The sequence below is a fragment of the Leptospira interrogans genome, from assembly GCF_900156205.1.
Classification (GTDB): Bacteria; Spirochaetota; Leptospiria; order Leptospirales; family Leptospiraceae; genus Leptospira; species Leptospira interrogans.
Window position 1 is genome coordinate 45,147 of the sequence record NZ_FTNA01000026.1, and the last position, 12,915, is coordinate 58,061.

The 12,915-nt window shown below is 35.5% G+C and carries 8 protein-coding genes and 1 pseudogene; 5 read left to right on the plus strand and 4 right to left on the minus strand.

What is annotated here, in order from left to right:
* The first annotated feature begins 1,571 nt into the window (after positions 1–1,571).
* Positions 1,572–1,772, plus strand: a complete 201-nt coding sequence (locus BW942_RS16885) for an LIC12338 family lipoprotein (RefSeq protein WP_000862513.1) — start codon at positions 1,572–1,574, stop codon at positions 1,770–1,772.
* Between the two features lie 11 nt (positions 1,773–1,783).
* Positions 1,784–2,956 carry an LIC_12337 family protein gene (locus tag BW942_RS16890; RefSeq protein ID WP_000734588.1) on the plus strand — a complete coding sequence of 391 codons (1,173 nt, stop codon included), beginning with the start codon at positions 1,784–1,786 and terminating at the stop codon, positions 2,954–2,956.
* A gap of 1,103 nt (positions 2,957–4,059) precedes the next feature.
* Here the strand turns inward: BW942_RS16890 and BW942_RS16900 are convergent.
* The 4 genes from BW942_RS16900 to BW942_RS16920 form a co-directional block, all read right to left on the minus strand.
* A complete protein-coding gene (locus tag BW942_RS16900) occupies positions 4,060–5,388 on the minus strand; it encodes a sterol desaturase family protein (protein ID WP_000405139.1) in 1,329 nt (442 codons plus the stop codon).
* Between the two features lie 554 nt (positions 5,389–5,942).
* Positions 5,943–7,190: a serine hydroxymethyltransferase gene (glyA, locus tag BW942_RS16910; protein ID WP_001160150.1), complete on the minus strand. Its 1,248-nt coding sequence runs from the start codon at positions 7,188–7,190 to the stop codon at positions 5,943–5,945.
* Between the two features lie 39 nt (positions 7,191–7,229).
* Positions 7,230–8,216, minus strand: a complete 987-nt coding sequence (locus BW942_RS16915; protein WP_001258780.1) for a lipoate--protein ligase family protein — start codon at positions 8,214–8,216, stop codon at positions 7,230–7,232.
* 588 nt (positions 8,217–8,804) lie between these two features.
* Positions 8,805–9,809: a hypothetical protein gene (locus BW942_RS16920; RefSeq protein ID WP_000846596.1), complete on the minus strand. Its 1,005-nt coding sequence runs from the start codon at positions 9,807–9,809 to the stop codon at positions 8,805–8,807.
* A 130-nt stretch (positions 9,810–9,939) separates the two neighbouring features.
* On the opposite strand from BW942_RS16920, the gene BW942_RS16925 reads away from it, so the two are divergent.
* From BW942_RS16925 to BW942_RS16935, 3 genes and pseudogenes are all read left to right on the plus strand, one after another.
* A complete protein-coding gene (locus tag BW942_RS16925; protein ID WP_000539780.1) occupies positions 9,940–11,022 on the plus strand; it encodes an endonuclease/exonuclease/phosphatase family protein in 1,083 nt (360 codons plus the stop codon).
* Positions 11,023–11,717: 695 nt separating this feature from the next.
* Positions 11,718–12,563 carry an isocitrate lyase/PEP mutase family protein gene (locus tag BW942_RS16930; RefSeq protein ID WP_000028195.1) on the plus strand — a complete coding sequence of 282 codons (846 nt, stop codon included), beginning with the start codon at positions 11,718–11,720 and terminating at the stop codon, positions 12,561–12,563.
* Positions 12,564–12,635: 72 nt separating this feature from the next.
* Positions 12,636–12,915 (plus strand): annotated as a pseudogene (locus BW942_RS16935) (transposase); the annotation flags it as partial.

Here is a 12,915-nt window from a genome sequence, read left to right on the forward strand (position 1 = left end):
GTACTTAAAAAATACCGCAAATTCGGGATTTACTGCATTTTAAAGCAGGATCAAAATATTCAAATTTTTGAAACAATCTAACCCAAGTATTTTATTCATGCGTCCGAGTAGTAATATAAAAAACAACCTCTATAAAATCAAAAGATAAGGATTTTAAAAATCAAATTTCTGCATAAAATTATCGTTAGGTGATAAATTTCATTTTGTGTATGAAAAGATTTGTAGAAACAACCTTACTTTCTACTATTCGGACACATGAAAATGATACCTGGAATTAACTGTTGATTTTACAAAAATAAGGAAGTTTTCAAAAATTGCGTCTCTCTTTTATAATAAATTGTAACTAAAGACGAAATATTGTATTAAGTTTTATTAATACATTTTATTGACTGGAGTTGAAGGTGCGGTCCGGATTCGCCTATACTTATTTATAAAAAATTCACGGGATTGAAATATAAACTATATTGGATTAGGTATTTGTTATGTAGCTCAGAGCTGCTGCTTCATTTGTTAGAATGAGTTGATCTAAAAATCATTTCCCAGTTTCCATTTTTTCAGCGTAAAAACGAAAGGAATTACAACGGACATAAATTCACCGTTTTATGTTGGTTTTGATCAATTTCTATAAGATAACTGAATCATTGTATATGTAGATAGAATTATCTAAATCACTTTTTTGTTCGAAAGTAGATACACGTTGGTTTTGTTTCCGAATTGAAAGCCATAGATCGGTTTATTCTTGTTCGAGTTCAAATAGTTCTTTTCTAAATCAAACAGTTAAACTACTGATGCGCTTTTAAAACATAATGACGGTTTCTTTTTTATCTTGGAACGTTTTTTAGAATGAGGATTGTTGATTGATTTCTAATATTTTGATTCGATCCAATTGGATTAGGTTTTTATAGTTGGTTTCAAAGTTTAATTGTACTTTATTAAAAAAATCAAGCCGTAAAAATTTGTTCCGATTTTTGAACAGGTTTTTTGTATATTCATTACATGCGACTGAGTTTAATCCGTAAAAAACTATCTGGTGCCGTTATTCGATTTACAATTATATTTTTAAAAAAACGATATATCGTTTGATAACGGATCCGGATGATTTTTAAAAAAAAGTTTTAAATTCAAATTGATTAGACAATAGAATCCTGATTGACTCGTGTTTTGGTTTAAGTAACTTTACCGGAATCTATTTTCCAAAATAGAAATTATGAGGATAAAACTTTTTTATAAAACGATTTCAAAAATGAATTAGAATAAAGTATTACTCAGAACTATATACTATAGCTCCCAATATTTTGTATTGAAATAGGGGTTTACGATTAAAATTCGGGATACTTAATTTTATAGAAATCAGTAGGTAAGAAAACTTTTTTAAGATTGTTTATAAAGAAATTTAAACTTTATGTAAATTTTAAATGGGATAATAGATTTATTTTCGGTTATAGAATAGAATGTATAAAAATCTGCGTTGGGCGTTAAGATTTATGGCGTTCTATTGTAGAAGTTTCAGCAAACGAACGATCTATCGAAAGTTGAATTTGGAAAAATACTCAAATTTTGAGGTGGTATATATGAAAGTTTTTCGTAATTTGTTTTCTGCGGGAATTCTTGCAGTTGTATTGATGAGCTTTTTGTTTATCGGAACTTGTAAAAAGAAAGAGGATGACGACAATCAGACCAACGCGATTCTTCTTTGGTTAGCAACTCGACCTTACGTAGAACAAAGTAAGACCGGTTTTTTTATTATCGTTCCCAAAGGGATTGCGGAGTGAGGAAAATTCAAATGAAAAAATTACTCTTTCTATTTGCGTTAGTCGTCTTTTTGGGATTGGGACTTAGTTTTCGTTCGGACAGAGTTCCTTTTTTTGTGAGAGAAGATTCTCCTAAACCATTTCCTATACGTTTAGAGTTATTACAACCTTTGAAGGCGAATGCCGATAATTGGGGATTTGTACGCCAGTCAGCAACCTGGGCTAGAGGGAATTCTCTTTTTATGGACGAATTGATTGCTGGGATTCGAAAAACATTTCCTGCTGGAAGTACTGCGAACATCACTTTAGCAAATCAGAATTTTAACGGACAATCTTATACTCTACGTTTGAAATTGAATTCGGGAAACGTATCGTATCAACCGAGTACTTTGGGAAGTGCAGCTTCTTATACGAATTTTTTTGAACTTCGTTCTTCTTCTGATAACCAACCAGCTCTCCAGCTTTTTTTCGATGACGATCCGAGAAATGCTTCCGGAGATGGAGCCGTTCTTGTATATCAATTGAGCCGACTCGATCCGACTCAATGGGCGGGAGCGACTGCGATTATAGAAAGTTATGTGGTTCAACCGGTGATTACTGGATTTTCAAATCAGGGTTTGATTCAAACTTACTCTTGGAAAGGTCCTTTGGGTGCTGATGCGCTTGGACAAGATGTAGACACGGGTAGAGTAATTTTAGAAGAGATGGACAATCGTACTGTATTTTGTTTTAAATCCGTTGTAAGTTTTCATGGAACCACCGATTTAGTTCCGATCAATGCTGGAACACAAGCACTTGGTTATGGGCATAATCAAGGACTTTGTCCGGGGGCGGGAAAAGAATATTATAAACTTGCTTATAGTCAAAAACTTGATGGAAGTTTAAATGTGACTGCTAAGGCAGGATTAGAGCAGACTACAATTACTTCCGGACAGGCGATTACCTGTAATTCGACCGTAAGTCAGTTTGTGAATTTTACTCCTGCTTATGGTTTGTTTAACTTTAACGGATTTGTTTCAGAAGGAGTTGCGGCGAATGCGATTCCTTCTGACTTTATTCAAGCGACAAGAGTGGATGGATTGTATGATAGGGTAGGAACCGTAGGTAAGTCTAGTGCAACTACAAGTCCCACTGTTTCTAGTTGGGATACTTTAACAAAAGCTTATATAGATTCGATTACAATCAGTTTCGCAAACGTTCCTTAATATTATAAAAATTTTCCATTTTATTTTTTAAGGTAGAGCCTCTCATCGGGAGGCTTTTCTTTTTTAAAGGTAGGGTTTGGGAACAATTTTTATTATTCGGATGGTATGAAGATACTATTACTTGTTTCAAAACTTAGAATAGAGTTGTTGAAAATTTCACAGCTAACGTGAGTTTAGTGCAAGAAAATGAGAAAGAATTTTCTAAAAATAAAAATTTCTACAACTTTAGAATTTTTGTTTGTAAAACTATGATTTGTGTAGTTTGACATTTTATTTTTTACATAAAGATTTTACTTTCATAAAGAAGGATTTTTTACTCTGAATCTACTGATCCATATAAAATTGAGTACCATTAATTTTATCACAAAACACTGATCCCATACAAAATATTAGGTACTTTATTATATAGTTATGAGTAATAAGAAATACATACTTAACGTGAGTTTGGCATAACGCGAAAGGGATCGATGCGAGGTTAAGTTATTGGTATTTTATAAAAATTGAATCTGTTTTTGGAATTTCACAATAACTTGACCAGAGCGGAGAGCCCGGTCCGGCTGCCATAGGCAGCCGGATTCGCCCCGATTTTTTTTACGTCGGACTCACGTTATTTAAGTTAGCGGTTATAAAAGGTTTTCTAAAAGTAAGAATCCTATTCTTTTAGAGTTTGAACTATAAAATCACGGTTTGAGTTTGTAAAATCTCTTATAAAATAAATATTTTATAAATACTTTTAAACGGTGTTTTTATCATTGAGTTTCTAAGAGTAGTTTTTATGTCTAACTTTTTTACGAAAAAATTCAGTATTATAAAAAATTAATTTCTTTTGAGTTCACTTTACTTGAAAATAAATTTCATCTATAAACAATTCCTAAAATAGAATTTTTAAAAATACTTAGAGTTTGTTTCAAAACCGTCCAATGTGTGAACTACTACGAAAATTTGATGATACTATAACTGTTCGAAAGTTCGCAAATTGTGACGGTTTTTGTAGGACTACTACATTTTATTAAAAATTTCTAAAGAGTTATCGCGTAAAATTTTTTGAGGTTTTGGGACAAACTCTTATTTCTATTTAACTTCTGATTATTTTTTTAGAAACGTTAAGCGGTTCTTCTAAGAATTTCACCTACCGGATTGATTTCCTGGGACAAAACGAAATAAGTTCTGTAGGTAAAAAACCAAATTGTAGAAATTACACTTAGAGCAATAGTACCTAACGTAATACTCATTTCCGCTGAAAGAACATAAGCGGCACCGACTAAAATGACTAAGCGGATCGGTTCTACAAAAAGAGCCCAACGTTTTTTTTCTAAGATTCCACCAATTGTCAAAAGAGAAATCAAAGAGACAAAACTAATGACACCTATATTGAACCAAGGAAGGGACTGAACTTTAACGAGCATTCCAAATGTAAGTACTACGGAAATGATAAACCAAACTAGAGAATATAAACTTAAACCTTTAGGAAGATCTATATCAAATTTATGGAATGTTTTTGTAGAAACTTCGGGAATTGGATATTGACCTCCGAGTTCTTTGGGTCTCCAACCAGGAACTGCAAAAAAAACTTTAAACTTATCTGACCAGCGGGAGCAATTTCGAGCGAGCTCGATCATTTCCCACCAATAGTGAAGATTGGCCCAAATCGGATTGAAACTACGTAGAGGTTTAACGGTTCCATAAACAGGTTCTTCTAATTCCGGTTCAAAGGTTCCGAACCATTTGTCAAAAACGATCAGAGTTCCTCCGTGGTTTTTATCGATATATTGGGGATTGATTCCGTGATGAACTCTATGATGAGAAGGGGTATTAAAAATTGCTTCGAACCAACGAGGAAATTTATTGATCGCCTTCGTATGAATCCAGAATTGATAAATAAGATTGAGTTGTCCGTTTAGAATCATCACGACCGGAGAAAAACCGATCAAAGCTAAAGGAAGATAGAAAACCCAAGTAAAAAGACCGTGAAAACTTGCTTGTCTGAGGGCGACTGTGAGATTGTATTCTTCGCTTTGATGATGTACAACGTGTCCCGCCCAAAGAAAGTTAATCTCATGGCTCAGACGATGAACCCAGTAATAGGCTAGGTCGTAACCAATAAAACAAAAAATCCAAACTGCTACTACAAAAATCCAAGCCCAAGTATAAGAGCTGAGTCCTAATATTCCGTTTGGAAAAATGGAAAGCGCTTCACTTGGCCAAGAAGGAAGATTGAAAATCCTAAAATTTTGATAGATATAAATATAAGCTGCTAAAGTAACAACTTTAGAAAAAACTCCTACGACTTGACTCGCAGTTCCTGTAGACAAATCGTTGATGGAATCGTTTAAACGATAGAGTTTGCGTTTATGATATGCGGAAAATCCAATTTCTAGAAAGATTAGTAAAAAGAAAAACGGAATTGCGATCGTGACAAGATTGATTTCCATAAAGCCATCCCAGTAAGTTCTACTTTAAGTTTATTCTTCTAATTCGTTCGAGGTCAATTCAAAAACATTGTTTAGGAAGGATCGTTTTAATATCACGATCGTTATATGAAATTCAGACATTCTAAATTCGAATGTCGTGTAACAAATTTTAGAATATTAACTTTAACACAAGTTTGGTGTAACTCTAAATTTAGACCTGAAAACTCTCACTTAACGTGAGCAGTGCGTGAGAAAAAATTTTCTAAAAGTATAATTGCTACAATTTTAGAATTTGTTCGTAAAATCGTGATTTGCAGTAGTTCCCACATTGTTTTACAGACAAACCTAAGTTTTTCAGTAGTTCCCACATTGTTTTACAGACAAATCTAAGTTTTTCAGTAGTTCCCACATTGTTTTACAGACAAATCTAAGTTTTTCAGTAGTTCCCACATTGTTTTACAGACAAATCTAAGTTTTGTATGAGTTCCCACATTTTGTGAAACTCAGCAAACACCTTCCTAAGGGTCGGTGTTTAGGTTTTGGGACACGCTCTTCGTTCTAAAGAAATCGTTCGATCAATCTAAACGAAATTGATTCATAGGAAACTTCTGAGTCATCTCTTGGATGCCACCTTTGACTTTTGTTCTATTTTTATCATCGTTTGGATGATCTAAAAAGTCGCAGATTAAATTTCCCACAGTTTCCATATCTGCAGGTTTTAGACCTCGGGTTGTAAGTGCGGGAGTTCCTAGACGAATTCCAGAAGCGACAGCGGGAGGATTTTTATCAAACGGGATCGCGTTTTTATTTACGGTAACTCCTACCTCGTCTAGTCCATCAGCTGCTTGTGCACCGGTAAGTCCTTTTACGGAAACGTCCAAAAGAACTAGGTGATTGTCCGTTCCACCGCTTACAACTCTGTAACCTCTTTTTACAAAAACTTCCGCTAAAGTTTTGGCGTTTGCAAGAACGGTTTCTATATATTTTTTATAGTCTGGCTGAAGTGCTTCCTGAAATGCCACCGCTTTGGCCGCGATCACGTGCATCAAAGGTCCACCTTGGATTCCTGGAAAAACACGAGAGTTTAGTACTTTCTCATTTTCTAATGTAGAAAGAATCAACCCACCTCTGGGACCTCTCAAAGTTTTGTGAGTGGTGGTGGTCACAAAATCAAACATACCAATTGGAGAAGGATGATAACCAGTAGCAACAAGACCTGAAATATGTGCAATATCCGCCATCAATTTTGCACCTACTTCCTTTGCAATCTCAGCAAACTTAGAAAAGTCGATCGTTCTTGCATAAGCGGAAGCTCCTGCAACAATCAACTTTGGTTTATGTTCTCTCGCGAGTTTTGCGACTTCGTCGTAGTTGATGGTTTCGGTTTTAGAATCCACTCCATAAGGAATCGGCTTATAAATTTTTCCGCTTACATTGACCGGAGAACCGTGAGTTAAATGACCTCCGTGAGCCAGATTCATTCCTAAAAAAGAATCTCCAGGTTCTAAACAAGCGAGAAAAACGGCCATATTTGCCTGAGCGCCGGAGTGAGGTTGAACGTTTGCGTATTGAGAACCAAAAAGTTTTTTTGCTCTTTCGATAGCGAGTGTTTCCACTACGTCAGCGTTATGACAACCGTTGTAATATCTTTTGCCTGGATAACCTTCGGCATATTTATTCGTAAGTGTGGATGTATAAGCTTCCAGAACGGCTCTGGAAACAAAATTTTCAGAGGCGATCATTTCCAGGTTATTTTCCTGTCTTTCATCCTCTTTTTTTAATGCTGCAAATATTTCTGGATCTGCTTTTGGAAGAAACTGCATCTGGACCTTCTTTCTGATAGTTCCGAGTAAAAGTCCGATTTAGTCTCTGAAGATAAAATCCATCCTAGAATATTTGTTTTCGAAAAGCAATTTTGCTTCTTGAAATACAACTTTCTGAAATCGGAGATCACTCTCTGAGCCTATTTTGGAAAGACCCAAGGATTCGGCAAATACATGAGATAGATCCTGGCTAAATTTTACTGTAGAAAAATTGTCCGGAAGAGAGGTCACAAAATCGGTATGTTTTCTATTTTTTCTGTATTCCGGTTCTTCGGGGGGATGTTTGAGTAGTTTGGAAACTCTTTCGATCAGAGAAGGTTTCAAAATTAAGGTTCCATGATGAACGACCGCTCCTCTTTTTCTAAACTGAGCGTTTCCTGAAATTTTTTTTTCCAGACCATTTTCTAACACCGCGAGATCTGATTTTCCACGTAAAGAAGCGCCTAACGTTTGCCTTTTTAACGCATCCAACACCAAACTTAGAAAATAATCGTAGGATTCTTTTACTTTATAGAGTTCTGGTTTTACGTCCAAGGAAATAAAAAACGTAAAGTTCAGATTTTCGTCTGGATGATGAACTACGGTTCCGCCTCCGCTTGCCCTTCGTACGATCATAGGAAATTCTTTTGTAAAACTGTTTTGATCTTCTATTTTAGAATTGAATTTGAAATTTTCTATTTTAGTTTTTTGATTGTTTCCGAAAGTTTCCTGCGCCAAATTAGAGTGAAAATTTTTTGAGAAGTTATCGTTTCTACTTTGGGTTAAGTTTAAATTTGTTTCGGATTTTATATCTTCAAAACCAATCATTCCACTAAATTTCGATTCTTGAAAATGCAGAAGTATTTCGGGTAATATAGTATCTTCCGCTTTTTCGGAAAGTCCTAGTACAATGGAAAATGGATTTTTCCAGATCCTAAGTCCTGCTCCATATCCTGAAGAAACAAGATGAAGCCCGATTGCTTCTTCGATGGCAAGATTAAACGCAGCAGATCGAATTGAATTTTGAACGAACGAAAAAGTACGCATCGTAAACGGTTTCTATTTGCAAGTTATGGGTTCTTACGTTTTTACGCAATCGGAATGATTATTTGTCTGTAGTTCCGACCTAAGGTTTTTACTGTTAAAATCTTGTGATTTGTAATAGTTCCCACGTTTTTCAAATCTGTCTGTAGTTCCGACCTAAAGTTTTACTGTTAAAATCTTGTGATTTGTAATAGTTCCCACGTTTTTCAAATCTGTCTGTAGTTCCGACCTAAGGTTTTACTGTTAAATTTTTGTGATTTGTGGTAGTTCCCACGTTTTTCAAATCTGTCTGTAGTTCCGACCTAAGGTTTTACTGTTAAATTTTTGTGATTTGTGGTAGTTCCCACGTTTTTTACGAAAATAATAAGTATAACTCACGATTTAAAATTCCTTCTCAACCTTCAAAAGAAATTTAGATTTTCAAGTTTGCTACAAAACATGTGAGTTCCCACAAAAATTGTAGATAAATGTAATTTAACGTGAGTTCGATGTAAAAAAGTAGGAAAATTGCATATAATATGTGATCAACAGTTTTGCAAAGAAAAATAAACTTGTTCGAAACGATCGTAGAGACGGATAGGATCGTTTTTTCTAATTTTTTCTAAAAACAAAGATAAAAGAAAGAGTAAAAAGAAATCCTAATATAGCGACCAAACCTAAAAGAGAACGTTCCGTAGACCAGGTTCCGTTTTCTATCTTTCTATTGACTCTTTGAGTTTCCATATCAAGAATAGGCGCTCCACCAGAGACCGAAATAGAAACCTCAAATTTAGGAGAAGGATAACTTACCTTAAACGCTTTCATGTCGGAAGATACGTCTTCTTGAATTCTTTCTTGTTTAGAAGCACCTATAAAGGAAATTTCCATATCCTGCGGTTTTGAAAAAATGGCTCTAAAACCTTCTTCTTTTTCGGTGAGCATTCTATCTTTAAACGTAACTGTGGAAAGATTACTTGCTGGAATTGTATAAGAAATTTGTAATTCAGAACTTCCTGGAAGAATTGCTCTATCCAACAATTTTCCATTGGGTCCGTCTCGAAAAGAAAGAGGGATCGGCATTTTGGAATCCCCTTGAGTCAATTGCCCCATTACTTCGGTTGCTTCTGAAGGAACAAAAATTTCAAATGGATTTTGTTCATCCTGAAAACTTTTAGGAGGAATCGTATTATTAGATATTAGAAAGATCTTAAATACTCTTAAAAAGTCTCTTCCTCTGGAAATCTGCATCGCCGATCTAGTTCTTAAAAAAGATTTATCTTTGGTTTTTTCGTAGACTATGATTTCCTGAATTCCAGAACGAAGAACGGGAACCGGAGGAACCATCTTGTTGTAATTTACACCCTCATATTTGGCTTGAAGAAGAATTGGAGTTTGATCCGGGACGGAAAGTTTTGGTATGACGAAAAAACCATTGGAAGGTCCAATTTCTTTAATAGGAATCATACCTTGTTGAAGTGCAATCACTCTGAGAGATTCTATGTTGCCTTCTTTGCCGGTTGTTCCATTTTTGATACGGATTTTAAGATCAAGTTCTTCCGAATAAGTTGGTGTTTGTATTAAAAAAAGAAGGAATAGAATCTTAAAGAATGTCTTCATCTTAGGCTTTAGGACCAATTTAATTTTACCCTTTCAAAAAGAAAATCCTTTACACCCACTTTTCTTTTCCTTAGTTGTATTCTCTTTGAAATATCTATCTTCCGTTTAGAAAGTTCGTAAGGAGATTCCAATGGGTTGGTTGAAAAAAATAACGGCGATATTAGGAATTCTTTTCGGAAGTCTTTTGATTTTGATTTATGTAATCACGTATCATCCAGATCAGGCGGAACCTGCGGAGATTGTATGTAATGAGAACGCTCCAATCTTAAAAGAAAATTCTAAGATTAAAGTGTTGGTCTGGAACGTACAATACCTCGCCGGAAAAAAAAGGATTTTTTGGTATGACTTACCTAACGGAGATGGGCCGGACACAGGGCCTTCTAAAGAGGAAATCGAAGAAACACTTAAAAAAGTAGCCGGCTACATTCATTCGGAAGACCCAGATGTGATACTTTTTCAGGAGCTTCATGACGGAGCAGAAAATACGTTTCGTGAAGATCAGTTAGAAAGAATTCTTTCTCGGATTGGGTCCGAGTATGTCTGTAGAAGTGAGGCATTTTACTGGAAATCTAATTTTGTTCCACATCCTAAAATTTTGGGAAGTGTGGGTATGAAACTGGCAACGATTAGTAAATATAAAATTTCTGATGGAATTAGACACTCTTTGCCTCTAATGCCAGCAGATCCTATTTCTACTCAGTTTAATTTGAAAAGGGCGATTCTTCAAAATGATTTACCAATTGAAGGTGGGGATAAGTTTACGGTATTGAATACTCATCTAGATGCGTTTTCACAAGGAACTGATACGATGCATAGGCAGGTGGAAACGATTACAGGTTTATTAAAAGAACTGGATCTTGCAGGACATTATTGGGTTTTGGGGGGAGATTTTAATCTTCTCCCTCCTGGGTTCGATCGAAAGTCTATGCATCCTAATGGAGCTTTCTTTTATTCGGACGAACAGGAAATTAAACCTCTTTTTGACAGATGGAATTCCGCCGTTCCATTCAAGATTTTGAATGGACCTGAAAAAGAAAAATATTACACATATTATCCGAACGATCCTGCGATTGGAAAGCCAGATAGAACTATTGATTATATATTTTATTCTTCTAATTTGAAACAGTCTGGATATAAAGTGGATCAGAAAGATATACTCTGGACAATCTCGGATCATTTCCCTCAGATAGGAACGTATAGAATGTCCCAATAGAAACGGGGAAATCGGATAGTTTTTTATTTCAACAGAGCTGCAAGTTTAGAATTTTATAGAATTGGGATGTTTTGCATTTTCAAAAACGTATAAGCTTTGTTAGACGCAATTTGTTGGAGCTTTTGTAAGGGGATTTTAGGATAAATTCTTAAACTCGCGATCTTTGTCTTCTTATTGTGTTCGTCACTTACTCGGATTAGTTTTGCCAAATTGTTTGATTTTGGTTCGCAATTTTCTTTTTAAGAACGTTCTGTACATAGTTCTAATCTTATAGTGACAAGCGTTACCATAACCAACCTGACAAGTTAAGGCTGATTTTGGGATAAGAACGATCAAAACATAGGTTTTCGAGCGTCCAACAAAAGTAAAACTTTTTACCTGCAAAAAGTATGATTTTCTAATATAGGGTATCTCTCGGATTTTTTACTTTAATTGTCCCCAACGGATGAGTCTCATTGAAGGAACTCAATGCATGGTTTGTTGGGTAGCGTTTGAAAATTAATTTTTTTATAAGAAATTTTAGTATTTTTCGACAGATTTAAATACTCGTAAAGTTAGATCGGGAGTATTTAAGGATCAAAGGTTGACAATCTTCTTTTGCTTGGTGAAATCCTCTGTTAAGATTTTAATATTAAAAATAAATCATATGAAATTATCTGTTGACTGTTAAACTGAGTTGAGGTATTGAAGGCCTAATGTCTATATCACAAAGTAAAAAAGCCGAAATGTTCCGTAGTTTGCACGAGCGGGGTACTTTCATTATGCCAAATGCCTGGGATGCAGGAAGCGCGCGTATGTTGGTTGGTTCCGGATTCTCGGCGATTGGAACTACCAGCGCGGGAATTGCTTTTGCTGCTGGATTGCCAGATCATCAGATTCTAGATCGTGACGTTATGCTCGAATATGTGAGAAATATAGTAGCATCGGTTGATATTCCAGTAAGTGCTGATCTAGAAAGTGGGTATGGAATAGAACCAGATAAAGTTGCTGAAACTGTTAGGCGGGCTATATCGATAGGAGTAGTGGGTTGTAATATTGAAGATCTGAGTGGCGATAATTCTTCACCTCTGCTGAATGCTGAGTTAGCTGCCGAACGTATTCACTTTGCTCGTCAAGAAGCAAACGCAGCCGGTTTCGCATTTACTCTAACTGCTAGAACTGATACGTTTCTTACGAATCATCCCAACGCTTTAGACGAAACGATTCGTCGAGCCGATATGTATCGTAAAGCAGGCGCGGATTGTCTTTTTATTCCGGGAGTCAATGATATTGAAACGATTGGTAATTTAGTTCGTTCCATCGACTGCCCGCTTAATGTTGTTGTAGGACTCGGTAAAAATAATTTCACCGCAGCCGATTTACTGTCTTTAGGTGTAAGACGGATCAGTATTGGAGGAAGTCTTGCCCGTGCTTGTTTTTATTTGATTCATCAGGCTGCGCTTGAAATGTTTAACCGAGGTACTTTTAATTTTACAGAAACACAACTTACTCATAAAGAACTTTGTGATTTTTTTGCAGCATTCGAGACAAAAGAAAAATGAAATCTTTTGTTGTAATAACCTAGTTACGTAAAAACGGACACCTTTTACTCAGCGAATGAGGTAAAGGTGAATATGAATAAGAAAGGAAAATACTCTCCGGAGTTTAAAGAACAAGCAGTCAAGCGAACACTTTCGGGTTCGTTTACGATAAAAGAAGTAGCAGGGTCACTTGGAATCAGCTATTTTGTGTTACGACAATGGAGGGGAGAATACTTGAAAAAATCAGAAGATCAGCTTCCACTTACGGATAAACAGTTAAAAGAAAGTGAAGAACTGAAAAAGCTTCGGAAGGAAAATCTGAAACTGAAAGAGGAAGTTAATATCCTAAAAAAGTTTGCCGCCATGCTTTCCC

Coding starts and splice junctions, on each gene's coding strand:
- BW942_RS16885 (WP_000862513.1), top strand. CDS start 1,572: ATGAAAGTTTTTCGTAATTTGTTTTCTGCGGGAATTCTTGCAGTTGTA.
- BW942_RS16890 (WP_000734588.1), top strand. CDS start 1,784: ATGAAAAAATTACTCTTTCTATTTGCGTTAGTCGTCTTTTTGGGATTG.
- BW942_RS16900 (WP_000405139.1), bottom strand. CDS start 5,388: ATGGAAATCAATCTTGTCACGATCGCAATTCCGTTTTTCTTTTTACTA.
- glyA (WP_001160150.1), bottom strand. CDS start 7,190: ATGCAGTTTCTTCCAAAAGCAGATCCAGAAATATTTGCAGCATTAAAA.
- BW942_RS16915 (WP_001258780.1), bottom strand. CDS start 8,216: ATGCGTACTTTTTCGTTCGTTCAAAATTCAATTCGATCTGCTGCGTTT.
- BW942_RS16920 (WP_000846596.1), bottom strand. CDS start 9,809: ATGAAGACATTCTTTAAGATTCTATTCCTTCTTTTTTTAATACAAACA.
- BW942_RS16925 (WP_000539780.1), top strand. CDS start 9,940: ATGGGTTGGTTGAAAAAAATAACGGCGATATTAGGAATTCTTTTCGGA.
- BW942_RS16930 (WP_000028195.1), top strand. CDS start 11,718: ATGTCTATATCACAAAGTAAAAAAGCCGAAATGTTCCGTAGTTTGCAC.